The sequence below is a fragment of the Finegoldia magna ATCC 53516 genome, from assembly GCF_000159695.1.
Lineage (GTDB): Bacteria > Bacillota > Clostridia > Tissierellales > Peptoniphilaceae > Finegoldia > Finegoldia magna_F.
Map to the genome: position 1 here is coordinate 434,580 of NZ_CM000955.1, position 26,186 is coordinate 460,765.

General features: G+C 31.3%; 22 protein-coding genes. 1 reads left to right on the plus strand and 21 read right to left on the minus strand.

The genetic code is table 11. The features are described 5' to 3' along the window. Position 1: 1 nt before the first annotated feature. The 21 genes from HMPREF0391_RS01975 to HMPREF0391_RS02075 all read right to left on the minus strand — a co-directional run bounded on the left by HMPREF0391_RS01975 (position 2) and on the right by HMPREF0391_RS02075 (position 24,506). Positions 2-646 (minus strand): HAD hydrolase-like protein, encoded by a 645-nt coding sequence (locus HMPREF0391_RS01975; protein WP_002835176.1) that lies wholly within the window; start codon positions 644-646, stop codon positions 2-4. 149 nt (positions 647-795) lie between these two features. Next, positions 796-1,971, minus strand: a complete 1,176-nt coding sequence (locus HMPREF0391_RS01980; RefSeq protein ID WP_002835177.1) for an ABC transporter ATP-binding protein — start codon at positions 1,969-1,971, stop codon at positions 796-798. 9 nt (positions 1,972-1,980) lie between these two features. Then, positions 1,981-3,216, minus strand: a complete 1,236-nt coding sequence (locus HMPREF0391_RS01985) for an ABC transporter ATP-binding protein (protein ID WP_002835178.1) — start codon at positions 3,214-3,216, stop codon at positions 1,981-1,983. Positions 3,217-3,227: 11 nt separating this feature from the next. Next, complete coding sequence (locus tag HMPREF0391_RS01990) at positions 3,228-4,145, minus strand: ABC transporter permease (RefSeq protein ID WP_002835179.1); 918 nt, start codon at positions 4,143-4,145, stop codon at positions 3,228-3,230. Between the two features lie 9 nt (positions 4,146-4,154). Continuing rightward, the gene (locus HMPREF0391_RS01995) at positions 4,155-5,081 is read right to left on the minus strand and encodes an ABC transporter permease (RefSeq protein WP_002835180.1); all 927 of its coding nucleotides are present in this window, start codon (positions 5,079-5,081) and stop codon (positions 4,155-4,157) included. A 103-nt stretch (positions 5,082-5,184) separates the two neighbouring features. After that, complete coding sequence (locus HMPREF0391_RS02000) at positions 5,185-6,837, minus strand: peptide ABC transporter substrate-binding protein (protein WP_002835181.1); 1,653 nt, start codon at positions 6,835-6,837, stop codon at positions 5,185-5,187. Between the two features lie 537 nt (positions 6,838-7,374). Beyond that, positions 7,375-8,391, minus strand: coding sequence for a threonine aldolase family protein (locus HMPREF0391_RS02005; RefSeq protein ID WP_002835183.1), 1,017 nt, complete (start codon positions 8,389-8,391; stop codon positions 7,375-7,377). A gap of 89 nt (positions 8,392-8,480) precedes the next feature. After that, positions 8,481-10,241, minus strand: coding sequence for a DUF4153 domain-containing protein (locus tag HMPREF0391_RS02010; RefSeq protein WP_002835184.1), 1,761 nt, complete (start codon positions 10,239-10,241; stop codon positions 8,481-8,483). A gap of 145 nt (positions 10,242-10,386) precedes the next feature. Continuing rightward, the gene (locus HMPREF0391_RS02015; protein ID WP_002835185.1) at positions 10,387-10,803 is read right to left on the minus strand and encodes a methylated-DNA--[protein]-cysteine S-methyltransferase; all 417 of its coding nucleotides are present in this window, start codon (positions 10,801-10,803) and stop codon (positions 10,387-10,389) included. Between the two features lie 33 nt (positions 10,804-10,836). Continuing rightward, positions 10,837-11,535 (minus strand): hypothetical protein, encoded by a 699-nt coding sequence (locus HMPREF0391_RS02020; RefSeq protein WP_002835186.1) that lies wholly within the window; start codon positions 11,533-11,535, stop codon positions 10,837-10,839. Then, positions 11,501-12,388: a hypothetical protein gene (locus HMPREF0391_RS02025; RefSeq protein ID WP_002835187.1), complete on the minus strand. Its 888-nt coding sequence runs from the start codon at positions 12,386-12,388 to the stop codon at positions 11,501-11,503. Before HMPREF0391_RS02025 ends, HMPREF0391_RS02020 begins: the two co-directional genes overlap by 35 nt. 8 nt (positions 12,389-12,396) lie before the next feature. After that, the gene (locus HMPREF0391_RS02030) at positions 12,397-12,909 is read right to left on the minus strand and encodes a phosphatidylglycerophosphatase A (protein ID WP_002835188.1); all 513 of its coding nucleotides are present in this window, start codon (positions 12,907-12,909) and stop codon (positions 12,397-12,399) included. A gap of 57 nt (positions 12,910-12,966) precedes the next feature. Continuing rightward, positions 12,967-13,899: an ABC transporter ATP-binding protein gene (locus tag HMPREF0391_RS02035; protein WP_002835189.1), complete on the minus strand. Its 933-nt coding sequence runs from the start codon at positions 13,897-13,899 to the stop codon at positions 12,967-12,969. Further along, a complete protein-coding gene (locus HMPREF0391_RS02040; RefSeq protein ID WP_002835190.1) occupies positions 13,896-15,491 on the minus strand; it encodes an ABC transporter permease in 1,596 nt (531 codons plus the stop codon). Before HMPREF0391_RS02040 ends, HMPREF0391_RS02035 begins: the two co-directional genes overlap by 4 nt. A gap of 78 nt (positions 15,492-15,569) precedes the next feature. Further along, positions 15,570-16,643 (minus strand): ABC transporter substrate-binding protein, encoded by a 1,074-nt coding sequence (locus HMPREF0391_RS02045; RefSeq protein ID WP_002835191.1) that lies wholly within the window; start codon positions 16,641-16,643, stop codon positions 15,570-15,572. Between the two features lie 105 nt (positions 16,644-16,748). Then, a complete protein-coding gene (locus HMPREF0391_RS02050; protein ID WP_230454530.1) occupies positions 16,749-17,471 on the minus strand; it encodes a hypothetical protein in 723 nt (240 codons plus the stop codon). Positions 17,472-17,582: 111 nt separating this feature from the next. Beyond that, entirely contained in the window at positions 17,583-19,922 is a 2,340-nt protein-coding gene (locus HMPREF0391_RS02055) for a cell wall-binding repeat-containing protein (protein ID WP_002835193.1), read from the minus strand. After that, on the minus strand, positions 19,922-21,037 hold the full coding sequence (locus tag HMPREF0391_RS02060; protein ID WP_002835194.1) for a YibE/F family protein: 1,116 nt from the start codon (positions 21,035-21,037) through the stop codon (positions 19,922-19,924). Before HMPREF0391_RS02060 ends, HMPREF0391_RS02055 begins: the two co-directional genes overlap by 1 nt. Positions 21,038-21,139: 102 nt before the next feature. Further along, complete coding sequence (locus tag HMPREF0391_RS02065; RefSeq protein WP_002835195.1) at positions 21,140-22,279, minus strand: YibE/F family protein; 1,140 nt, start codon at positions 22,277-22,279, stop codon at positions 21,140-21,142. Between the two features lie 112 nt (positions 22,280-22,391). Beyond that, positions 22,392-22,895, minus strand: a complete 504-nt coding sequence (locus HMPREF0391_RS02070; protein WP_002835196.1) for an iron hydrogenase small subunit — start codon at positions 22,893-22,895, stop codon at positions 22,392-22,394. A gap of 36 nt (positions 22,896-22,931) precedes the next feature. Further along, positions 22,932-24,506 (minus strand): ATP-binding cassette domain-containing protein, encoded by a 1,575-nt coding sequence (locus HMPREF0391_RS02075; protein ID WP_002835197.1) that lies wholly within the window; start codon positions 24,504-24,506, stop codon positions 22,932-22,934. Between the two features lie 223 nt (positions 24,507-24,729). Here HMPREF0391_RS02075 and HMPREF0391_RS02080 point away from each other — a divergent pair, with 223 nt between their 5' ends. Further along, the gene (locus HMPREF0391_RS02080) at positions 24,730-26,172 is read left to right on the plus strand and encodes a threonine synthase (RefSeq protein WP_002835198.1); all 1,443 of its coding nucleotides are present in this window, start codon (positions 24,730-24,732) and stop codon (positions 26,170-26,172) included. Positions 26,173-26,186: the final 14 nt, after the last annotated feature.

Genomic DNA, 26,186 nt, shown 5'->3' on the forward strand with positions numbered 1-26,186 from the left:
ATCACCTATCATTTTGATTAATCACATATTCATACACATCAATTGGTTTTTCTGCAACAAAAACCGCATTTTCGTATTCTTCTGCATTTCCAAATCCATATCCTGCAGCGATTGCTTTAATATTGTTAAGTCTTGCCCCTTCAATATCGTGATGTCTGTCCCCAACCATAATCGATTCTTCTGGTTTTATATCAGTTTTATCAATTAAATATGCTATTACATCTTCTTTTTCAACTCTAGATTGATCCATAGTCGCACCAGCAGTATACGAAAAATATTTCAACAAATTATTATCCGAAAGAATTTTTCTAGCCGACGATTCAACTTTGCTCGTCGCCAAATAAATTTTATATCCATCATCATAAAATTTGTCTATAGTTTCTACAATTCCATCGTAGAGTTCCATTTCTTTCATGCCTTTTTCGAAATAGTAATCCCTGAAATCTTCAATTCTTTCTTTGGATTCAGTCTCACTAAATCCCAACTCCATGTAACTGTCTTTCAAAGGTGGTCCTATAAAAGATATGAGCTTACTTTCATCGTATTTAAAATTTATTTTATCCAAACTAAACTTAACAGCATTTACAATTCCCTCATAGGAATTAGTAATAGTACCATCAAGATCAAATATTATATTCTTAATCATAATTCCCCTCTCAATTTATTATATCATAGCAAATTTACTATGGTGTAATTATAAATTTATTTTAACACCAATGATTATTTTATCATATATTTGATATTGTGTTTGAATTTTAGGCAAAACAAAACCCCGCACATGGCGGGGAATATAATTTATTTTGTCATTCCTGTAGAGTCGATATTTCTAGCTTTTGCTTCGTCATCTAATCTCTTATCCATTTGTTGATCAGCTGTTGTTTCTTCAACATTTTCTTGAACTTCAGATTGAGGTGCACGACTAAGCTTAGTATCTTGTTCTTTCATAGCTCTTATACCTTCGTCTAATCCTTTATCGAATAAGTGACAAGCTACAAAGTGTTTATCTGCTACTTCTTGTAATACAGGTCTGTCTTTTTTACAGATTTCCATTACATAATTACATCTTGTACAGAACTTACATCCTTCTGGCGCATTAATTGGTGAAGGAATTTCTCCTTGTAATTTAACACGTCCTTCGCTTGAAACATCTGGATCTGGAATAGGAATTGCAGAAATCAATGCTTTAGTGTAAGGGTGAAGTGGTTGATTATAAATCTTAGTGTTAGAAGATACTTCGACCATACTACCCAAATACATTAGGCCTATTCTATCTGAAATGTGTTTTACCATTGATAAATCGTGAGAAATGAATAAATAAGTTAATTTCTTTTCTCTTTGTAATTCAATAAGTAAGTTAACAACTTGTGCTTGAATACTTACATCAAGCGCAGAGATAGGTTCATCACATACGATAAATTCTGGTTCAACAGCTAAAGCTCTGGCAATACCAATTCTTTGTCTTTGTCCACCAGATAATTCGTGTGGGAATCTTGCTCCGTGTTCAGCGTTAAGTCCTACAGTTTTTAATAATTCTGTAATTCTGTTTTGAATATCTTTTTCTTTCATTTCAGGGAAGTGAACTCTGATACCTTCTCCAATGATATCACCAATTGTCATCTTAGAATCAAGTGATGAGTATGGGTCTTGGAAAATCATTTGAGCTTTTTTCTTGAAAGATTGTTTTTCTTTTCCACTCAATTTTGAAGTATCTTTTCCTTCATAAATAACTTTACCGTTTGTAGGTTCGTATAAGTTAATAACTGTTCTTCCGCATGTAGTTTTACCACATCCAGATTCTCCTACAAGTCCGAAAGTTTCCCCTTTATATATTTTTAAATTTACATTTTCAACAGCTTTTAAAGTCTTGTTCTTACCAACTTTGAAAAACTTATCCAAGTTTTCTAAATCAACAAGCACTTCTCTGTTTGAATAATCTATGTTTTTATCTTTAATAACGTTAGTTTCTGACATAATTCACTCCTAATAAGGTCTTTCAACTTTTGGTGCTTGTTCGTGTGTTAACCAACATCTGCAAACATGATGGTCTGAATATCTAGTTTCAGGTGGTTTCTTTTCTCTACAAATTTGCATTGCATAATCACATCTCGCTGCAAATGGACATCCCGGAATTTCCATCAATAAATCTGGTGGAGTTCCACCTAATGAATACAATTCATTATCTTTTGATGAGTCAAGTCTTGGAACGCTCATCAACAATGCCCATGTGTATGGGTGATGTGCATCTTTAAATATTTCTTGTACTGTACCAGTTTCCATGATTTCACCGGCATACATTACTTGAATTCTGTCTGCAAAGTCAGCTACTACGCCTAAATCGTGAGTTACAAGAACTATAGAAGTGTTTTTAGTATCTCTTAATTCTCTCATCAAATCCAAGATTTGTGCTTGAATAGTTACATCAAGTGCTGTGGTTGGTTCGTCAGCCAAGATAACATTAGGGTTACATGCCAATGCTATGGCAATCATAACTCTTTGTCTCATACCACCTGATAATTCGTGTGGATATTGTTTAACACGTTCTTCAGCGTTAGGAATATTTACAGTCTTTAACAATTTAACAGCTTCTTTTTTAGCTTCATCTTTTGATAAATCAGTGTGCAATAAAAGAGATTCTGTAATTTGTTTACCTATTTTCATAGTTGGGTTAAGAGAAGTCATAGGGTCTTGGAAAATCATTGATACATCAGAACCTTTATATTCTCTTAATCTCTTCTTATCCATGTTAAGAACTTCTTCATTCATATATTTAATTGAAGATGGTTCTTTGATAACTGCTGATTGAGGTAAAATTTGAAGTATAGATTTACTTACTACTGTTTTACCACATCCAGATTCACCTACTAAAGCCAAAGCTTCTCCATCGTAGATGTCAAAACTTACACCTCTTACAGCCTTTACTTCACCAGCATAAGTATTGAAAGATACGTTTAAGTTATCTACTTCAATTACTTTTGGTCTGTTAGTGTAATCTTTTTCTACTCTAGCAGTTCTTGTAAGTTCTTCTGATAAATTTTGTTTTTCGTTCATATTTTTTTCTTCGTTAACTCTATCTTCTACAACTTCAGAGGAAACATATTTAGTTGTAGTTTCCACTTCATTATTTTCATTAATTACAGTTTCTTCAACTAAAGTTTCTTCTGAAAGGTTTTGTTCTTTTTTTAGTTCATCTACATCTTTGTATTTATTCTTGCTCATGTTTTTTCCTCCTACTGTCTAAGGTTAGGGTCAAGCGCATCTCTCAAACCATCACCTAACAAAGTAAATGAAAGCATTGTTAACCCGATCATTAGAGCTGGGAAAAACAATTGATAAGGATAAAATTGGAATACTTGTTGAGCTTGTGAACACATAAGTCCCCAAGAAGTTTCTGGAGGTTGTACACCAAGTCCTAAGTAACTTAAGAAAGCTTCACCAAATATATATCCTGGAATATCAAATGAAATTGATACAAGTATTACGTTCAAAGTATTTGGAATAAGGTGTTTGATAATGATGTCTTTGTTGCTTACTCCCAATACACGAGCTGCCATGATATAGTCTTGTTCTTTTAATGAAAGAATTTGACCTCTTACAAGTCTTGCAAGACCACACCATCCTGTGATAGTCATGGCTAAGATAAGTGTACCTACACCATTTGAGTTTAATGCTAATCTTAAAATAATTACTAATAATAGATAAGGAATAGAAATCAAAATCTCTACAATTCTCATCATTATTGTGTCAACTCTTCCACCAAAGAATGCAGAAGCTGCACCATAAATAGAACCTATAACAGTACCAATAATAGCACCTGCAAGACCTATTATGATGGAAATTCTACCACCTCTCCAAATTCTTGTGAAGATATCTCTTCCAAGTTCGTCAGTACCGAACCAGAATTTTGAACTTGGTGATAAGTTAATATCTCCAACTAATTGTTCGTGAGAGTATCCTGTTAGCATTGGTCCGATGATAACCATTACAATTAAAAATACTAATATAATAAATGCAACTAAAGCTGCCTTGTTTTCTTTAAATCTTCTCCAAGCGTCAGACCAGTATGTTACTACAGGTCTTGCTATAAACTCAGATGTTCTATCGTCATCTGTTAGTCTTTGAAATTTGCTTTGATCTATTTTTTCCATACTAATCCCCTAATCTACTATTTTAATTCTTGGATCTGCTATTCCGTATAAGATATCTACAACTAATTGAGAGATTAAGAACAAGAATGCATAGAAAATTGTTGTACCTATAATCATAGGATAATCTCTGGCAGTTATAGAGTTTACAAAGTAGCTTCCTAATCCTGGTATAGAATACATACTTTCAATAATGAAAGATCCTGTAAAGATACCAACGATTTGTGGTGCTATTATTGTGATGATAGGAAGTATAGCATTTCTGAATACGTGTTTTCTAATTACATTGAAGCCTGATACACCTTTTGCTTTTGCAGTTAGTATGTAGTCTTCGTTTAAAACTTCCAATACATTACTTCTCATGTATCTAGCATAAGTAGCTATTGAACCAAAGCATAATGCTATTGAAGGCAAAATTGTATACTTGATTTCGTCTCCGTAGCCTGAAGTTGGAAACCAATTTAGTTTTACTGCGAAAGCGTATTGTAAAAGAGCCCCCAAAATAAATACAGGTATCGTAATACCCAAAATAGCTAATACACTGATAATATAATCTGGCACTTTACCCCTGTTTAAGGCCGCAAGAATACCAAAAATAATACCAATAGTAATACCTATTACCATGGCTTGTCCACCAATTCTTCCAGATACTGGAGCAGTTTGAGCGATTGTAGCTTTTACTTCTCTACCTGGATATTTGTATGAAGCACCTAAATCTCCATGTAATGCATTTTTCAAAAATATTGCATATTGTGTTGATACTGGTTTATCCAAACCATATCTAGCTTTATAATTTTTTATTGTTTGCTCTGGAAGAGTTTTACCCATAGCAGACAATGGATCCCCTTGAATATTATGCATCAAGAAGAATGTTGCTGTTGTGATTACAAATAATGTAAGCACCATATACAAGATTCTCTTTATAAGATATTTTAACATGAGTCCTCCTATATACAATTAGTAGGCTGTTACAAATTATTTGTAACAGCCTGCCATTTTGATATGTACCCTCTTTACTGGACATCCAGTAAGGAGGGTATTTTTATTTTTTTTCTAAATAAGTGTCTTTGTATCCTGCTGTTGAGAATTGGTTTAAGTTAATATTCTTTACATAATCTTGATAGTACATGTTAGTAGTACCAGAAATGATTGGGATAATAACTGTTTCATCAGCTAGGATTTGTTCAGCTTTCTTATATAATTCAACTTGTTTGTTTTTGTCTTTTTCTTTGGCAGCGTCTCTGATTAATTTATCGTATTCTTCGCTCTTCCATCCAGTTCTAACTGCGTTAGCACTTGAAGTGAATAGAGACATCATTGCTGATGGGTGGTTGTAGTCAGCAGTCCATGCTAAGTAACCCATTTGGTAATTACCTTTGTTGATTTTACCAGAAAGGATAGCCCATTCCATCATTTCCAATTTAACCTTAACACCAAGTTTGTTTTGGAAGTTTTGTTGGAAATATTCACCGAATTTTTTCAAGTCTGGTGAGTTAGTCATAATTAAGCTTACTTCTAATTTAGATGGATCTGGATCCATTCCTAATTCTTTAAGACCTTCAGATAATAAAGCTTTTGGATCGCCTAATTTGTCAGCCATTTCTTTAACAGGGTTTCCTGCCATATCTCTGTATTTCAAATCTTCAATTGTAATAGCTTTTGGTACCCAGAAATAAGCTGGAGCTGATTTTCCTTTAAGAACTGTTTCGTTGAAGCCTTCTCTGTCTAAAGCGATGTTGAATGCTTGTCTAACTTTTTTGTTCTTAAATAATTTATCTTTGTGGTTAACTGCGAAGTAATCTACTGCTGGAATATCAATTTTTTGAGTCTTAGTGCCTTCTCTCTTATCAAACTTAGAAGTCCATTCTGGTTTGTTAGTACTTACACTCATAACTTCTCCAGATTGGAAAGCGTTCATCATTGTGTTTGTATCAGTGATTACTCTGATGTTTACTTTTTCTAATTTAACTTTGTCTTTGTTCCAGTAGTCTGGGTTCTTTTCAAGAACTAATTTAGAGTTGTGAGTCCATTCAGTTAATTTGAAAGGTCCGCAACCTACGATTGTGTTAGCTTCAGAACCAAATTGTTCACCGTGTTTTTCAACTATGTCTTTTCTTTGTGGGAAACATACTCTGAAAGGTACGATGTTAATGAAATATTGTGCTGGGGCACTTAATTTGATTTCCAATGTTTTATCGTCAAGTGCTTTAACTCCTAATTTATCTAATGGAGCTTTTCCTTCGTTAACTTCTTGGAAGTTAGCGATATCAGCTAATAAGAATGATGAACCAGAACCTGTCTTAGGATCTGCTGTTCTCTTAATACCATATTCAAAGTCTTTTGCTGTTAATGGTTGACCATCTTCCCATTTTAAACCATCACGTAATTTGAATGTGTAAGTCATAGCATCTTCAGAAACTGTCCATTCTTCAGCTGCTGCTGCTTCTGGTTTCAATGTTAAATCTTCGTTTTGAACCAATCTGATAAGTGGTTCATATACGTTATTAACAACTGTATTACCATAGCTGTCGCTACCTTTTTGAGCATCGATAGAGTCAGGGTCTGCACTTAAGAAAGTATTATATACTGTGTTTTCTCCTTTTTCTCCACCTTTTGAGCCTCCATTTCCACATGCTGTACCAGCAACCATAAGGCCGGCTAACATCAAGGCAACAAACCTTTTCTTGTTTCTCATTTACAATTCCTCCTTAAATATTTTAATCATATGAGAAAATCCGAATTAATCGTGAATACATATTTGAAAATATATAAGTTCTAGTCTTCACGTTTTTCGTAATTTCATTATAACATGAATTTATGAAAATGATAACATAAACAACGTTTTTTCAAAATATTTTAATATTATATTGTTATATAATTATCTTGTTCTGTTTTTTTATAAATTTTTTCGTTTTAATTTATCTTTACAGTATTGTATACTTTTCGTAATAATCGCTATTTTATTGAAATATTGTTTTCATAAATTTCTCATTTGATATTTGTTATCATGTCCGTTCTGAGTGAAATATTTTTACATTTTTTGGCGATATTTTTATTATTTTTGTGTGAAAAATTTAATAAACGGATTTAAACAAATAAAAGATGAGATATTTTAGGAATTTATACCACAAAAGTATTTAGTAGTTTTTTGTAAATCATTGTAACTTTTTTGTAATATTTTTTTATTTTTAAAAAATCTCTATTAAAAAAGCGACCATTTAAGGTCGCAATTTTATAAGTCATTTATCAATTCATCTACCATGTGCTCTTCCGTAGACCATGATGTACAAATTCTTACATTTATGTAATCATTTGTTTTGTAATTTTCGCAAAAATTATATTTGTGTTTTAATCTGTGGTATCTTTCATAATCCATGTTTACGAATATTGTATTGGTAGTAGATTGAGTAGCTAACACATAGTTTTGTTCTTTTAATCTTCGTCTGATTCTGTCAGCCTGTTCATCTGCTTTTTCAGCTAATTTGAAAATTAAATCATCAGTAAATAATTCTCTAAATTGAATTCCCAAAAATCTGGATTTGGCAATCAACATTCCAGAGCCTTTAATGTAGTTTTTAAAATGAAGCTTGAAGTCATCGTTGTTTAATATCAACGCTTCTCCAAACATAGCCCCGCATTTTGTTCCTCCTACATATGTCGCATCGACAATATCACAAATTTCTTTTAATGTTAAATCATTATTTTTTGCAGCTAATGCATATGCAAGTCTTGCACCATCCATGAATAAATACAGTCCATGTTTGTCGCAGACTTTTTTTATTTCCATAAGTCTTTGTTTAGTGTAGATTGTTCCCGATTCTGATGAATTGGTTATGTAAACCATTTTTGGAATTGGTTTGTGAAAATATGCAGGATCATTCATTCTTTCTGAGACGAACTTGTCTATTACTTCTGGAATTAATAATCCATCTTCATCTTCTACTATTTCTATTTTGTGACCAATATCTTCAATAGCCCCTGTTTCTAATGTATTAATGTGAGCATTATCACATGCGATAACACTTTCAAAAGGTCTTAGCGATGTTTTGATAACAAGTTTGTTACAAGCTGTAGAACCATGTAGGAAATAAACGTCTTGATCAGAAATCTTTTTTCTGATAAGTTCTTTTGCTTGATGAGTGTATTCATCGTTGCAATAGCCTTGTTGTTGAACCATATTGGTTTCTTCAAGTGCTTTTATGATATTTGGATGAACTCCTTCTAGATAATCACAGTTAAAATTATACATAATTTTTCTCCTCAATCGACAATAATTAATTTGTTAAAATACAGATTTATTATAACACTTGATAATTTTTTGTAAAGAATATTATTCACTTATTTTGTGTATAAGCATTTGATGTAATATGTCATTTTTTGTCCATTATCATAAATGCATTCCGCTCTTTCAAGTATCGTCTTGTATTTACGATTGTTAATTACACCTTCATCTTTTATTAAATTGTCAGGATCTTCTGTGTTAATATCAGGACCTTGTAGATTCCACAATTCTTCTAATCTGTTATTAAATATTTCTATGTTGAATTTGCCAATTGTTTCATTTTTGTATTTTATAACAACAATATTTGATTTTTTGGAAAACGTAACGTTTTGATTTCCTAAATTTTCGATATTTTGTGTGTTGGAATCGTATTGAAATTGAATATTTTCCAATAAACGGTCGTAGTTTGTCGTATTAATTTCTAACCTATCATTGACAAAGGATCTGATTTGTCCGTATAGTGACTCAAATTCGTTTCCTCTGAATCCAAATACACGATTCATATCCTCTTGTGAAGTTGTAAATTTATCACCCAAATAAGGAAGTTCTTTTGCGCTATGTTTGACTACAAAATAGTCAAGTTTGTCTTTTATTTCCTTTATTTTAGCTGGATTTACATTGCTTTGAGGTTTTATTTTGCCATCTACAAGCAGATTTTCTTCAACTAGCATTTTTTCTAATTTGGCTTTTTGGTCTATTCTACTGATATTATATGCAGAAAGAGGTCCCACCGAAGAAATCAATGCCAATATCAAAAACGTCGTCGGTATCGTGATGTATGTCTTCTTGTTGAAGAATAAATAGTAAATCATTGATATAACAATGAATATTCCGCCAACTACCACAAGATATCTTTCTTCCGTAACTCCATAATATGATATTCTGATTCCTATTGAGTAAAACATCATAACAGAAAGTATCAATAATATTATAGGTTGAATTTTATTGTAAACATTTATGAATTTGTCTTCTACAGTTTTTAATATGAACAAGACCACTACTGAAAGCAATCCATACCACAAAATAAGATTTGTGATGATATTGTTAGGTATCGTCTTTAAAACTACTACCTTTATTATATATAGAAGTAAAATAAAACCGTATATCAAAAATATCGGAGCAATAATTCTCGTAAATAAAAACTTAAAAGGCAAAAGCCATTTGATTTTTAGATTTTCGTCACTATATTTCAACGGGAATTTTGATAAAATTATAGATGCATTTAGCAATAGAAAAATTACCGCTGCACATGATACTATGACATTGCTAAGATTAAATTGTAGTTTGAACAGTTCCTTTGTCGTGAACAAAATGGCAACAATTCCTATAAAAATCGTCACGCAATAAATCAACGATTCTATTATTGATAAAACTATTTTAACTGCGTAATCAGCATAGTCAACTCTCACATTAAAGTGTCCTGCTACAAACATTCCAACAAAAAGCGTAACAAATAATCCAATCTGAGTGATTTGATTTCTAAGTACGAAGGACTTATCTACCTTTATTATTAGGAAATAGCACACTAATCCCATAATCACTGAAACAATTGTATATACCAAAGCTTTTTTGCCCTTGGTGATTTCTATGTTTTTGTCAGTGATTATCAGCTTTACAATCATGTAGCTCATCGCAAAATAAAGCAAAGAAATAAGTAAATCCGCTGTTAAAGTGCTATTTAATGCACCGATTTCGATATACCATATCCCCATAATTGCAAATATCGTAGCAATAAATATGGCAAGTAATACCATTGGATATAGCTTTATTGTTTTCTTTAAGTTTTTAAGTTTCGATTTAAAAATATCTAACCTCATAATTTCCTCCTGCTTTTCTTAATTATATCACGACAAATATCTTAAAAATCGCTTAAAAACATTTGTTGCAATTTCGTAAACATTGCTCAAATATTTACAAAAGGTTTGTTATTTTGTTCCAAATCTAATAAATACTTTTTCTTTTCTATTCCAAATTTATATCCAGTAAGAGCATTGTTTTTCCAATCACTCTGTGGCAAGGTACTAAAATCATCAAATCGTTTGAGCCAACAGCTCTTCCAACTGCTCTTGCTGATGTTTTAGTGCTGTAGATTTCTTCGTATTTTTCTTTGATGTCGGTATATGTTGCAATCATTCCATACGGAATTTCACACACTAACTTCAATATCTTAGTTGTGTAATCTGATTTATCGATTAATATATCGTCAAATTGCCCTGTAATTTTACCCGAAAAATAATCGTCTAAATAATTCTTACATTTTTCAATTATTTCATCATTCCCCTGTTCTACAAAAAAATCTGTAAATTCACATTTTGTTATATTTTTTCCGTCACTTTCGATAAGAATATTTCCTAATTTTGATTTGTAAATATCTCTCATATAAAAAGCTCGGATAAATCCGAGCCATCTCCTTTATTTTACATTTAAGCTTTTGATGAAGTTAGTAAATAATACAGACAATATAAGTGCTATTACTCCAACTCCCAAATAGATATACATGTTAAGTCCACTAAATAATTTGAATGCTGATATCAAATATTTTGAGAAAAATACATTTACAGCGACTACAATAGCTGTAAATAAAATAAATATTTTCACAGCTCCAAATTTGTAAGCTAAAAATATTAAGGACGTGAATGCTAAGCTACACAATGATGAAATCACAAAAACTATAGGCATATATGATAATAAAGATCCTTTTGTGTAGATTCCAATCTTGTCGTAATATGTTTCTATCTGTCTAGCATGCAATAATCCCGACATTATCCTTGTCAAATAAATTATTCCAATTATCACACCAAAAACTAATGCCACATTGAAAATTCTTTCAAATATTGTAGCTTTTTTGATTTGTTTTCTGTGGTATGATGATTCGATATTTATTCCAAAATCTTGAAAATAATCCTTACTTGCTATTAATAAAAAGTAGAAGGTGTTTAACAAAAACATTGGCACAACGTAAGTGAACAATGGTAATTTGCTAAAATCGAATTTCCAAATTTTAAAATAAGAAAGTCCTCCTATTATAGCCAATATTACAACAGACACGAGAAGAGTGTAAAATAAATAAGATATACTAGCCGATAGCTTCTGTCTTAACAGTCTTTTCATAATTTCCCTCCTCAATCATTGTAATTAGTTCGTCTAACGGTAATTGTTTTACTACACATCCGTTATTTTCAAGTAAAAGGCGTTCATCTTCGTTGATGCTATCAAACATTTTTATTTCATCTTCGAGTCCATCAGAAGTTCTAGTCAATATTCTCTTGTAATTCATCGCCGATATGATTTCTTTTGGTCCACGAATCACCTTAGCATTTGTCAGTATATTGTGCTTGGAGTCTTTGAATTTAATTCTACCATCTTGCATTAAAATCAAATAATCGAAGAACACTTCCTCTACTATTGGCGATGAAATCAAAACCGTATTTCTGATTAATTCTTGTCGTTTTTTCATAATGTCAATAAATTCCAATGAAAGCTTCCTATCGGCTATTTCAAAGTTTTTAAGAATTACTATCTTTTTGTTTGTAGCCAAAGCAGCCGTCATCAACACAATATTGCAGTAATCTTCCTTCAAATCTTCTAACCTTGCAAACTCGTCAATTGCAAAACCTTTGAGTACAGAATCTACAAATTGTTCATCGAAATAAGGATTCAACTTCTTTTTTAATTTAAGATACTTTTTCACTTTCATTGATGAGTTGTAATCTTGTAAAAATGTTGAAAATTCTACTTCATTTGTTAGTTTTGGAGTCTTAAGTACATTTTCTTTGTCTTCGAAACCATACAAAAACTCCCCATTGTATTTAGTTGTAAAAGATCCTAAAATATCAAACAATTCATCAATATTTTTGTCGTGACCTGTAAACAAATATATGTAACCTTCTTCTATTTCAAGGCTACAATCCAAGTCAATTTTTTTGAATCTTCTTTTTTTGTTTATGTTATCTATCGTATACATAAAATCTCCTATTTAAATCTCGAATGAGATAGTCTACTTGCCGCAGCCGCTGCAATCGCAGCCACTATATCATCCAAAAATGTGTTAACACAATCAGTTTTCTCCACATCTAACTCTTTGATAATTCCGATTTTTTCCTTATCCAAATACCCAAAATTAGTGAAACCTATTGACCCATAAACGTTTATAATCGACAAAGCCAACACTTCGTCAATTCCATAAAGGCTCTCATCAGATTCAATAATTTTTTGAATTGGATCATCAAACAGTTTCTTATCACAAGCTTTATCAATTGCAATTCCAGTTAAAACGCATTGTAGCACTTCTCTTTTTTCCAAAACTTTCTCCACATTTTCAATGCATAACTCCATTGTCAAATTAGGATAGTATTTTTCTTGTAAAGTGAACACTATTTTTGCAATTTCTTCTATCTCAACGCCTCTTTCTTGTAATTGGCGAATCGTAATCTCTTTCAATTCTTGAATAGTATAAGGATATTCAGAAACTTTTTTTCTACCCATGTTGCCTCCTTTATTTTTCCCTATACTATATTTTACCCAAATTTCAAGCGTTTTACTCTAATTTGTCGGTAATTTTCTTTTAGAATATATAACTTTTACTTTATCTCCAATTTCATTTTTAAAATCATTGTTGAGCATATAAGAATCGATAGTTTTGTCATCTAATTGTATCTCAACTTTTACGCTTGAGCCTTGGAACACAATATCCTTGATAATACCATCTTCTCCTTGGTCTGAAATTTTTACATCTTCTGGTCTAACGTAATATCCTTCAAAAATATTTTTATCACCGATAAAATTCAACACGAAATTATTTTTCGGATTTCTGTAGATATCCAAAGGATAGGAATGTTGTTCAATTTTACCTTTATTCATCAAAATAATATCGTCAGCCAATTCAAAAGCTTCATTTTGATCATGAGTTACAAAAATCATCGAAGTTCCCAAATTTTTTTGGATATTTTTTATAAGAAGTCTCATGCTAACTCTCAATTTTTGGTCCAAGTTACTCAAAGGCTCGTCCAATAATAAAAGTTTCGGACTCAAAACCAATGACCTCGCAAGGGCAACTCTTTGTCTTTGACCGCCAGATAATTCATCAATCATTTTTTTCTCATGACCTTTTAGGCCTACCAAATCTATCATTTCGTTGACCTTTTTCTCAATACTAGATTTGTCCATGTTTTTGAATTTCAAACCATAAGCGACATTTTTGAACACATTCATGTGGTAAAAAAGCCCATAAGATTGAAATACAGTTGTTATATCTCTTTTTTCTGCTGTCAAACGAGTGATATCTTCTCCATCCAAAATAATTTGTCCGGAATTTGGCTTCACAAAGCCACCTATCATGTTTAGTATCGTGCTTTTGCCACAACCTGAAGGCCCCAAAATACACAACATTTTCCCTTTTTCCAAATCAAATTCCACATTATCGACTACTGTTTTATCTTCGTAAATTTTAGTAAGGTTTTTAACACTCAAAATCATTTTTTATCTCCTATTTTTGTTAACAAATAATATCCACCGTTTACAACAAGACATATCAAAATTATTATTAACGCAATCACTGAACCTATATTGTAATTGCCACTGTTTATAACATCAAACATCACAAGCGTTAAAACTTTTTGACCTGGATAAACCAAGAAAATAATAGAACCTATTGTAGTCATAGTAGCTGTGAATGCGTTGATAAATGTCACTGTAAATCCTTTTTTGGTAAGAGGAAGCACAATATCTTTAAAAACATAAATAAAATTTGCACCCAAATCCTGTGCAGAATTAATTTCATCTTCACTGATTGATAATACGTGACTGTTCATAACTTTTGTTGAAAACGGCATTTGTTTGAATAAAACATTCAAAACCACAATTGCACTCGTTCCTACTAAAAGCAATGGTTTGTGATTGAATGCCAATAAATATCCCAACCCAAAGAAAGTTCCTGGCAAAATATATGGCAAATTTGAAATATAATCTGCAACTTTAATCACCTTACTCTTCTTAATTATAGAATAGTATGCCATCAAAAGCCCTATCATACTTCCAAAGAACGCACTAATCAAAGAGTACACAATACTTCTTGTAATTGTGTTTGTAATGTAAGATTTGGAATTTCTGAAGTTTTCCAAAGTAAATATAAGTTCGTTGTTTTTCATTTTCGTAAATGCTGACAAAATAATTGACGCATATTGAATCACAAGCCAACTCAACAAAAACACACTAATAACACACAAGAAATAAAATACAGCAGATTTTTTGTCAATAATTGCACTTTGTGAAGAATTAGAATTGATATTGCTTTTTCTCATAGACTTCGAATAAATGATAAACATAATAACAGAAGGAATCAAAATCATTATATTGATAACTGCCGCAGTTTTAATATCTCCTTTGCTAATGACCGACATGTATCCTTCACTTGCCAGAACGTTAAACTTACCACCTATAATTGCAGGAGTTCCAAAATCCGCAATCGAACGAATAAATGTGAGAAAAAACACAGAAATCAATGTATTTTTTAATTGTGGAATTAAAATATCGATTACTACATGGTTCGTATTCGCCCCCAAATCAATTGCTGAATTGATAGAAGCTGTATCCAAATTATTAAGATAAGATATAACCATTAAACAACTCAACGACAAAAATCCCAAAGTTTCCATTAATATAATTCCCGTCATTCCATAAGGATTGGTGTTTAATTTCAACAAATTGTACGTGATGAACCCTCTTCTACCGAATAAATTTATGTAAGACAAACTTGTTACAAAAGGAGGCGTAATCATCGTCACCAATAAAATTGCACTGATGATTTTTTGATGGATTTTACCACTCAAAAAGCAATACAATCCAATTATTGCAGAAAAAACAGTCGTTAAAACCGATACAATAAAACCAACAGTAATTGAATTCACAAACAGATTTTTGTTCTCTTTAAATACATTTAATATAAAATCTATTGAATTGCCTCCATCTGCAGTGAATGCTTCTTTAAATACATACAAAAATGGAAGTCCAATAAAAACGAATATGAGTAGGAAAATTATGTATTTAATAAATTTATCTAATATTTTCATAATTTACTCCATTTAAAACAAGCACCCGTTAAGGTGCTAGTAAAATGGGAGAAACCTGATAGATTTCTCCCTATTAAATTACTTATTTTTTACAAATTCTGAGAATTTATTTAAAATAGCTTCTCTCTTTTCACCAAAAGTAGACAAATCTTGTTTGATTAAGTTTTCTTTTTTCAACCCTAAATCAAGACCTTTGATTCCATCTTTAACCATTTGGTTAGAATCTTTTCCGTCTATTTCTGCTAACATTTGTAAAGATTCATCTTCTAACATGAAATCGATGAATGCTTTTGCAACTTCAGTGTTAGGTGAATTTTTGAAAATAGCTACTCCTTCTGGAACCCATGGAATACCATCTTCAGGATAAACAACAGTTAAGTTGTTATCTTTTGCTGTATCAAACGCTGATTTGTCAACTGGAATAATACCAATTCCAAATTCTCCAGCTGCTGTTTTTTCTTGAGGATCTTTTCCTCTTTTGCCGTAGAAGCTAATATTATCATTTAATTTAGATAAATAATCCCAACCTTTTTCTTCGCCGTATTTGTCCAATAATCCTTTAACTGCTGCGTAGTTTGTACCAGAGATTGAAGGATCGCTCATGATTACTTCGCCTTTGTATTTTGGATCTGCTAATTCATCCCAAGTTTTTGGAACTTCTAAGTTTTTAGATTTTAATACTTCGTTGTTTGCTAAGAAACCAACAACTGTGATTCCTTTTGATAACCAATAACCATCTTTGTCTTTGTAATCGTCTGGAATTTGTTTCAAAGCTTCAGATTCATATTTTTCTAACATATCGTCTGATTTAGCTTTCATGAAAGCGTCGATTCCGCCTCCAAACCATACATCAGCCATTGCTTTACCTTCAGCCTTAGCTCTCGATAAAACTTCACCACTTGACATAGATAAGAATTCAACCTTAGCTCCTGTTTTTTCAGTGAACTTGTCAAATAATTTTACGTATTTGTCGCTTGTAGCAACAACGTTCAAAGTTTTACCTTCAAACTTTTTAGCGTCGTCTACTTTTTCTTCAGTTTTTGTAGATTCTTTTGATGTTGTTTCTTTTGAATTATCTTTTGATTGACAAGCAGTCAACGCAAAAATTAACATTAAAGAAAGACTTAACATCTTTAAAAATTTGTTTTTCATAATCCCTCCATATTTTTTAATTATATCATTAGATAGTATATATTATTTTGAAATATTTTACAAATACACAAAATGACTCCAATTTTTGGAGTCATTTCGTGTAAATTATTTCTCAATATATGATTTTATAAAGTAATTTCCGTCCTTATTTTCAAGTGTAAGAGTCGCATAGTTGTTTTTTAATACCAAATCATTTCCCTTAATTTCTCCTTCATTTGGATAAAAAGTGCCTATCGCAACATCGCTTACAAATGTATAATAAGCGTTGTTTTCTTTCAAATACAAGCATTTTTCTTTGTTTTTAACATCGTCTGAAACAATTCCTGCGTATTTTTCCAACGTAGCATCTACAAGATTCTTGTCGATTTCTACAAGTGGCATATTTTTGCTTGAAAATTCAAATTCTGAAAAACTATCTAGTTTTTTCAATTTTTCTATTATAGCTTTATGCTCATCTGAATTTTCTTCATAATTTTTCGATGGAAAATATTTGATAAAACCATCCAAATCTATTTCTTTTGGATCGTTGTAACTTCCTGCCTTGAAGAAATTCGAAGTTATGTTTTTAATTTCATCAAATTCTGATCCAGGCCTTTTCTCCACAAAAACTTTTTTAATTTGATTTACCTCGTCATCTGTAAGCTTTCTATCTTTTCCTGATTTTATTCCTTTAAAAGCTTCTTCAAAGTAATTTCCAACCCATTTTTGTTGTTCTTCAGTTAGTTTTATTTCTTCTTTTTCAGCATTATTTTTACTACAAGATGCTAGAAAAATTATCGCAAATAATAAAACAACCGAAAATTTTAAAAATTTATGTAATCTTTTCATACATACTCCCCCTTTATTTGGTTTATTTATACCCTGATTTTTAAAATTCATAACAAAAATATCCCCTCAATATAAATTGAGAGGATACCTAAAATTTAGAAGTTTATGGGATTACTTTATGATACTTGTTAATTGAGTAATTACATCTTCAGATACTGATTTTTCTCCACCAATTACATAAGATTTGTTGAATTTAGTATCTTTGATGAATTGTTCTGCGTTTTGTCCTAATTTGTCTTTGTTAGTAAGAAGGATTGCGCCTTTTTGTTTTGCTGAGAATGGTGCTGCAACTAATGCATCTGCAAAGTTTTCTCCACTTGCTACTACGACAACTTCTTTTGCTCCAGAATATTTTGCAAGAAGAATACTTGTTTCGTATCTGTCAGCTCCGCCAATTCTGTTAACTGTAGCATTGGAGATTTTTTTGATGTTGGCTTTTGTGCTTTCAGATACTGATTTTTCACGACCAGCTATATTTATTAATGATGCTTTTGATGATTTGATAACATCTTCAACTGATTTGTCGATAGCGTTAACTCTTACTAAAAGTATTGGAGCTTTGTCTTTTTCTGCTGCGTTGTTAAGTGATAATGCATCGGCATAATTTTCACCACTTGCGATTTCTAATGTTGTTGTCTTATCGTCGATAAGTTTAGCTGCGATTTGTGCACTTGTTTTGTATCTGTCAGCTCCAGAAAGTCTGTCAACTTTGAAATTTCTCTTTTCTAATTCTTTTTTCAATCCTTCATCTACAGATTTTTCTCCACCGATAATAGTGATTTCTTTTGCTTTTAATCTAGCAATTTCACTCATTACTTCTTTACTAATTGAGTTAGAAGATACATACAACAAGGATGCGTTGTTTGCTTTTGCAAATGGAGCAGCCGTCAAAACGTCAGAATAATTATCTTGGTTAGCTAATACGACTTTGTTAGTTCCTTCTTTGAACATTTTCTTAGAAACTTCGATAGCTGTTTGTACTCTGTTTTCTCCAGAAATTCTTTGAACATTTTCATTTGTAGTGTTCGCAGTTGATTTTTCGATCTCAACTTGATCAACAACTTTTAATGAATCTGTTTCATATGTTGTGGCTACAATTGATTTGTCAGTCACTTTAACTTCTGTGAAGTTTGGTTTGTAATGTTGGTCTCTAACTGCCATGTAGTCTTTGAATTCTACTAAATCATAGTGTTTTGAACCTGATGCAGAGTTTGCAGTTAAATATAATTGTCCTTTTGGGTTTACATATTTTGATGGAACTTTACCTTCTTCTTTTGATTTGTCAGTAAAGTTTCTTTCGCTTTCAATAGCTACTCCGCCATTCATCATTCTACTTCTTGTGTAAACGTGGTCGTGACCAGATACTATTAAATCAATACCGTATTGTTTCATCAATGCTGGATATTCCGCTCTTCTCTTGATGATATCGTCGTCATTCGCATGAGTCGCTGCAGAATAAATAGCGTGGTGGAAACCAACTACTTTCCATTTGATGTTTTGATTTTTTGTCATTTCAATTGCTTTTTCAATTGTAGCTTTGTGTTCAGCAGTATTCATGTTGTTAGAATTTAATTGAATGAATAACGTATTATTGTACACGAAATAATAGTTGGAACCTGCTTCTGTTTTTCCTTCAGCTTGAAGGTTAGGAAGTGCAAAGTGTTGTGAATAAGAATTTGCTTGTGAATCGTGGTTACCAATTAACGTTGCAAATGTAATTCCTTTTGCGTTTTCTCTTTCAATATATCCACTGTATTCTAATTCTGATTTAGATGTATATTCGTTGACTTGGTCTCCCAAACTGTACAAGAAACTCATTTGTGGAACTTGTTTTTTGATAGTTCCCAATGCTTTTTCCCATTTGTCTCTGTCTGCGTAGAATTTACCGGCACCAATTTGAGGGTCCCCTGCTAATACAAATGTAAAGCCTCCTTTTGGTTGAGTTGTAAATTCGAATACTTGAGATTTTTTGCCATTACCATTGTAAACTCTGTACATGTATTTAGTGTTTGGTTTCAAGTTTTTGATATTTACTTGAGAGTTTGACATATCTTTAAGTTCATACAAATCTTTTAAAGCTTGATCTTTCTTATCTTTTTCGATTTTTACTTTTGCGTTTGATTTGTCATTGATATCAAATGTTGTGTTCTTGTCAGAAGTTACAGCTTTGATTTTCGTTGCATTTGAAAAATCTTTTTGATCATTTGCTTCTACTATTTCCAAATAACCTTGTTCTTTGCTCTTGCTGTACCAAGTGAAGTTTCTTTCACTTTGGTCTTTACCTATAGTCAAGATTGGAAATCTTATTTGAGATTCTTCTTGAGTTTGTGTTGCTGTTGTGCTAACATCATTTTTTACATTAGTTTCAGCAAATGTAGTTGTGTATGTAGCTGTTGTAGCTATAGAAAATACCATACCCAGTGCTAATAACGCTTTTGCCGTTTTGTTCATTAATTTTCCCCCTTAAGATTATATATAATTGATGAGAATAATGATGTCACTGGCACCATTATAATCACAACGACCGTACCTATCAGCCCTTTTGTGATTTCTACTGAAAAGAAATCAGAATTTACAAGCTGATTAAAACTTACTCCATGCGATATCAAAACCATAATCGTCACTAGAGAAGACCCTATAAATGCAAACACCAAAGTGTTTACCATTGTTCCAATAATATCTTTACCTATATTCATTCCGCTTTGAAAAAGCTTCCTGCTATCCAAATCTGTATTTAATGATTTAATTTCTTTCAAAGAAGATGAAATCGACACACTAACATCCATTGAAGCACCAAGAGATGCTATGGAAACTGCAGAGAATAATAAGTTCTCAATCCTAAGTCCCCATGTTTTTCCTACCAAAATCAAAGTTTCTACATTTTCCATATTGTGTCCAGAAACATACAAAACTTTTCCAATGATTTTGACCATAATTGCCGCTATCAAAAATGAAGTTCCTATCGATATCATATTTACCAAAGTCATTTTACTGTATCCATACAACACCACTAGAGAATAGACTGCACACAAAATTACCGTTATAATCGTAACCAAAATATTATTGTATCCATTCATCAAAAGCGCCACATCAAAAAATAAAATTATATAAATACTTACAAATAAAGCTATCGCACTTTTGAAGCCTTTTATCCCAGCAATCACAGCCAAAAATATTACAAATAATGCTATAATCACAAAAATTCTTATACTTCTATCGTAGTTGTACACGGAATAGTAATAATCATCAGTTGAACCTGAATTTTGATTTTGAATTAGAATAACATTACTTCCTTTGTGAACTTTAATGCTGTGTGTGTTCACAAGTTCGTTATCCAACTCCACAACTTTTCCAGTTTTTAAAATCTTAGCTTTAATCTTCTGAACGCCGACAGGTTTAGAATTGTCCGGATAATCTAGCGATTCATCCACAACTTCCACAACCTTCGCCCTCAGATATTCCACACCCTTGTAACTAATCAAGCTTTCATTTACATCTAGCTTTCTATTCAAAAAGAAAATTCCAATCAATAGCAAGATTAAAATTACATTAACAATTTTCTTCAATATTTCATCACCAAATACATTGTACGATTAAAATATTAAATTTATGTTTTTCAAAGTTAATAAAATGTAAAAATTTGTTAAAAAAACATTAAAAAAAGCATATCATTTGATATGCTTATAAAAACTATTCTCATTGTATATTTTCGATGCAATAAAAGAAGTCACTGGAACCATTATAATCACAACGCTTATTCCAATTAACGCTTTCGTAATTTCCACCGCAAAAAAATCAGAACTCACAACTCTATTAAAAGTATTTGTTCCGTGCAATATAAAAATCATTATGCTCACAAGTGATGATCCAATAAATGCAAATACTAATGTGTTGACCATTGTTCCAATAATATCTCGACCAATACTCATCCCACTTTTAAATAATTTTTTACTCGATACATCTTTATTTAACGACTGAATTTCTCTTAATGCAGAAGCTATCGATACACTTACATCCATTGACGCTCCCAAAGCTGAAATAGCAACAGTGGAAAACAGTAAATTTTCGATATTTAATTTCCATACCTTTCCTATCACAAGTATCAATTCCCCGACATTTTCCAGATTATACCCCGAAATATTAAGTCCGATACTCATTAGCTTAACCAAAATACTCACAAATACAAATGATACCGAAACAGAAATCATATTGATTAAACTCATTTTAGAATAACCATATAAAATCAAAGTGGAATATATTGTGCACAAAATCACAGTTAAAATTGTAATCACAATATTATTAAATCCATTCATGATAAGCGAAATATCAAAAAACAAAATTATGTATATACTAATCACAAGAGCAATCGTGCTTTTTATTCCTCTACTTCCTGCAACAAGTGCTATGAAAATTATAAATATCCCTATCCATAAGATTGTACTAAAACTTCTATCGTAATTATACATCCTGTAAAAAGTTTCAGAATTGTGATGAGGATTTCTACTTTTCGCCAGAATCACCTTGTCGTTCTTTTTTACTAAAACACTATGCGATGCTTCTAGTTTGTTCTCCACATCCACAATTTCTCCAGTTTTTCTAATTTTCGCTTTGATGTTTTGTATTCCTACAGGTTTTGAATTATAAGGATAATCCAGCGTTTCATCTACAATATCTACTACAGTAGCTTTTACATAATCAAGTTCAATTCCATCATAGCTTACCAAATGGTCATTATTTCCCCATTTTAAATTTATTATAAAAATCAGGGCCAAAATCAATCCCAAAAATATATTACAAATTTTTTTCAATTATTCACCAACTCCATCTATATATAATACTATAATTTTTTTAGTTTGATAATTGGTTTTAATAAAAAAGTTCCTCGGCAATCGCCAAAGAACTTTTTCAAAAATTATTCAATTAATATTTTGCTCTTGAAGAATATTCAGTGTGAAGCAAATGATGTGCTTTTTCTGAACCAGGAGCATCCAAATACTCATTGTAAATCTTTTTGATAGATTTATTTTCGTATGATCTTCTGATTGGTTTGTCCCTGTCTTCTTTATGAATAGCATTCATTCTCTTTTCTAATTTCGAAACATTCCCTCTAAGAAGTGGTTGTCCAGCTCCACCGATACATCCACCAGGGCACGCCATGATTTCTATAATATCGTAGTGAGCTTTTCCATCTCTGATGCTTTCCAAAAGCCTTCTAGCATTTGCGAGTCCACTTGCAACAGCAACTTTAACTTCTTTTCCTAAAATTTCTATTCTGGATTCTTTGATGCCTCTCATTTCTTTAAGTTCTTCGAACTCTAATTGTTTAAGGTCATCACCAGTTAACATATTGTAAGCAGTTCTTACAGCAGCTTCTAATACAACACCACTTGATCCGAAAATCAATAAAATATTAGACAGAATCACATATTAAAAACGAGCTAAATTTGAATCAGCTCGTTTTTATTTTACATGCATTGTTTTGTTGCAATATTTTTGTACTTTTTTATCGTGGCTAATAATGAACACGATTTTATTGTCGATATCTTTAATAAAATTCGAGAAGAAATCTTCCTGTGATTCTGAATCCAAGTTGCTAGTTATTTCGTCAAAAATATAAACATCAGCATCTCTCATAAGACTTCTAACGATGGATACTCTTTGTTTTTCTCCTCCAGACAAGTTTTCTCCATTTGCCAAAATTTCCGAATCCAGGTTTTTATTCTTCAATACAGGCTTCAAAACATCCATTGACAATATTTTTTCATCGATAGATTTGTCTTTGACTGTATCCACCAAAATATTTTCCCTCAGACTTGCAGGAATGATAAGTGGATTTTGTGGAACGTATGCGACTTTTTCTCTTAATTCATCCAAAGATAATGAATTGACTGACTTTTCGTTAATAGATATTCCATCAACATCTCTAATATTCAACAACGAGCGTAGAAGTGTACTTTTACCAGCGCCACTTTTTGCGTCTATGTATACGATATCTGAAGGATAAAATTCTTCATTAATTTCAAATTTGAACTCAGTATCCAAAATATTCACAACTGGATTTTCAAATTTAACTTTGCTTATTGTATTTTCAATTGCAACGCCATTTTTGTTTTCCAAATTATCTAAAATATTTTCCTTATAAAATCCAGAATCCACCTTCAAATTCGTTAAGTCGATATTTACTCCATTTAATGAATACAATGAGTCGAAGAATACATTGATTACCAAAGTAAACACCACAATTGAGTATAACTTAGCATTTCCAATCGTAACATTATAACTTATCCATATCAACAAAGCGTTTTGCACAAGCTCGTTAAACATTCTAATACTACTACTTGCTGCACCTGCGAATTGATTAACGCTTTTGTGTGCTTCAAAAATTTCCACGATTTTCTTGTTGATAAGATTATCAAAACCATCAAACTTGGAGTATTGTTTCAAAAAATCTGGATTACTGTAAATATTATTAAAATCTTGGTAGTTTTTGGAAGTAATTGCAGATAGTGATACGCATTTTTCAGATAGTTTTTTATTGATTAATTTAAATCCGAAAAATGTAAATGGTATTATCGCTAATAAAATCAAACCATAATAAATATTTTGAATAGAAACAAAAATCAAAGCTCCAATAATTATCAAAATCGAACTAACCATTGTGTTTACATCGTCAATCAAAAAACTGTAAATAGAATTAGTCAACTTAGAAATCTTCGTAATCAGTGAATTGTTTCCCAAATTAATCATAGTGTCGTATTTCACATGAAATAAATCCTGCATAAAATTATCTAAGTTTTCTGAATTCACATTCACCGCTACTTTTTCTTTTAACAAAATCAGCCCTATTTGAATAAAATAATTTAACACCATTATCCCAAACAATAAGTACAAATCACTTCTTTGAATGTTGGTAATATCTCTGAAGATCTTGTTACTTAAAAACGGTACGGACAGCGTCGCCACAACCATAATTAAACTCATAATCAAAGATACTGCCATAAACTTGATGTTCTTTTTAAGAATTACTTTTATCATAATTCCCTCTCTCCTTCAATTTTATAATTCTTACCCAAAGCTACAATCAATTCTATTAATTAGAAAACGCTTTACTATTATTATACTCTTCAAAAACAAATAAACAATAGTTATAAGCTTCTCGTTATATTTTCGGCATTTTTTACTCAAATTTTATCGAAATTTAAAAAGATTAACTTAAATCTCATAAAATGATATAATTAGAATAATATTAGGAGGAAATATGAAATTTATTAGCACTAGGGATAATTCAATAACTATCGATTCTCAAGAAGTAATCTTCAATTGTATAAATGATGATATTTACGTTCCTTTGAATTTAGATAATTTGTACGATATTGATGTGCTTAGAGATATGACATATAACGAACTTGCTATATATATTTTGAAGCATTTTTTAACTGATATTGACGAAGATTCAATATCAAGCATTGTAAATAACGCTTACGATGGAGATGAGCCTAATGTTTTTTTGAGAAAAACAAATGATAGATGTTACGTTGAACTTTTCAACAACAAAAGTCTGTCTTATAGGGACTTGTCATTGAGTATTATCTCTAAATTTATAGATATTAATTTGAATAATAATGAAGATGTGAAAAACTTATATCTGTTCACAGCTTCCACTGATATCTCTGTGTCTACGATTGAGAATTTCAAAAAGATGAACACAAAAGTTTTCGTGTTTTACCCAAATAATATCTCAGATATCGAAAAATCAAAATTATTATCCACACTTTCCGATAATGTCTGTGCAATTGGCGTAGATGGTGATTTTTATAAATGTAAAAAATTGGTGGATAGTTTGATAAATGATTCTGATATAAAAGATTTGATTGCACAAAAAGAATCGGTGATTTCTACGTGCAATTCTTTGAATATAATCAGAGTTCTCACTCAAGTTATTTATTATTTTTACAGTTATGTGACAATGGTAAAATACGGAGAGATAGAAGCTGGAAAAAGAATCAACGTAAGTATTCCTACGGAAAATTTCGGCAATATAATGGCTTGTTTCTATGCAAAAAGAATGGGACTTCCTATTAATAAAATAATTTGTGCAACAAAAAGTCCATTGTCTTTCAAAAAATTCTTGGATACGGGAGAATTTGTCTATGACGAAGTTTTCGGTGAAGAATCCACATCATTTGAAAGATTGGTCTTGGCGAATATTGAAAGATTGTTACATCATTTGATAAATAATCAAGATAGAATAAGAGAGATTTACACAGATTTTAGAGAAAAAAATAAATTCACTTTATATCCTGAAGAACTACAAAAATTGAGTTGTATTGAAACGTACAGCTTGACAAGTGATGAGGTTAGTCAGAAAATTTTGAGATTATTTTTGGAATGTCAGTATCCATTATCCCCTCAAACTGCAATGGCTTCTCTTGCTTACGACAAATATGTCATCGATTCTTATGATTACACGCCTTCAATAATTATGGCTACAACTTCTCCATATTCATCTACAGATAAGCTTTTGAAATCATTTGGATACAATGAAGATTTGGATATAAATATGGCATTGGAAAAACTAAACTCCTTTATAAAATCGCCTATTCCCGATAATTTACAAAACATCAAAAAAGTTGACACTACAATTTTCGATTCATCAGAAATCAAAAATATGATTTACAAAAAAATACAAGAAATGAATTAAGCGGCGTAACTTTA

Bases quoted from the DNA above. Each gene is read 5' to 3' on its own strand.
- HMPREF0391_RS01975 (WP_002835176.1), bottom strand. From the start codon at position 646: ATGATTAAGAATATAATATTTGATCTTGATGGTACTATTACTAATTCC.
- HMPREF0391_RS01980 (WP_002835177.1), bottom strand. From the start codon at position 1,971: ATGTCAGAAACTAACGTTATTAAAGATAAAAACATAGATTATTCAAAC.
- HMPREF0391_RS01985 (WP_002835178.1), bottom strand. From the start codon at position 3,216: ATGAGCAAGAATAAATACAAAGATGTAGATGAACTAAAAAAAGAACAA.
- HMPREF0391_RS01990 (WP_002835179.1), bottom strand. From the start codon at position 4,145: ATGGAAAAAATAGATCAAAGCAAATTTCAAAGACTAACAGATGACGAT.
- HMPREF0391_RS01995 (WP_002835180.1), bottom strand. From the start codon at position 5,081: ATGTTAAAATATCTTATAAAGAGAATCTTGTATATGGTGCTTACATTA.
- HMPREF0391_RS02000 (WP_002835181.1), bottom strand. From the start codon at position 6,837: ATGAGAAACAAGAAAAGGTTTGTTGCCTTGATGTTAGCCGGCCTTATG.
- HMPREF0391_RS02005 (WP_002835183.1), bottom strand. From the start codon at position 8,391: ATGTATAATTTTAACTGTGATTATCTAGAAGGAGTTCATCCAAATATC.
- HMPREF0391_RS02010 (WP_002835184.1), bottom strand. From the start codon at position 10,241: ATGAGGTTAGATATTTTTAAATCGAAACTTAAAAACTTAAAGAAAACA.
- HMPREF0391_RS02015 (WP_002835185.1), bottom strand. From the start codon at position 10,803: ATGAGAGATATTTACAAATCAAAATTAGGAAATATTCTTATCGAAAGT.
- HMPREF0391_RS02020 (WP_002835186.1), bottom strand. From the start codon at position 11,535: ATGAAAAGACTGTTAAGACAGAAGCTATCGGCTAGTATATCTTATTTA.
- HMPREF0391_RS02025 (WP_002835187.1), bottom strand. From the start codon at position 12,388: ATGTATACGATAGATAACATAAACAAAAAAAGAAGATTCAAAAAAATT.
- HMPREF0391_RS02030 (WP_002835188.1), bottom strand. From the start codon at position 12,909: ATGGGTAGAAAAAAAGTTTCTGAATATCCTTATACTATTCAAGAATTG.
- HMPREF0391_RS02035 (WP_002835189.1), bottom strand. From the start codon at position 13,899: ATGATTTTGAGTGTTAAAAACCTTACTAAAATTTACGAAGATAAAACA.
- HMPREF0391_RS02040 (WP_002835190.1), bottom strand. From the start codon at position 15,491: ATGAAAATATTAGATAAATTTATTAAATACATAATTTTCCTACTCATA.
- HMPREF0391_RS02045 (WP_002835191.1), bottom strand. From the start codon at position 16,643: ATGAAAAACAAATTTTTAAAGATGTTAAGTCTTTCTTTAATGTTAATT.
- HMPREF0391_RS02050 (WP_230454530.1), bottom strand. From the start codon at position 17,471: ATGAAAAGATTACATAAATTTTTAAAATTTTCGGTTGTTTTATTATTT.
- HMPREF0391_RS02055 (WP_002835193.1), bottom strand. From the start codon at position 19,922: ATGAACAAAACGGCAAAAGCGTTATTAGCACTGGGTATGGTATTTTCT.
- HMPREF0391_RS02075 (WP_002835197.1), bottom strand. From the start codon at position 24,506: ATGATAAAAGTAATTCTTAAAAAGAACATCAAGTTTATGGCAGTATCT.
- HMPREF0391_RS02080 (WP_002835198.1), top strand. From the start codon at position 24,730: ATGAAATTTATTAGCACTAGGGATAATTCAATAACTATCGATTCTCAA.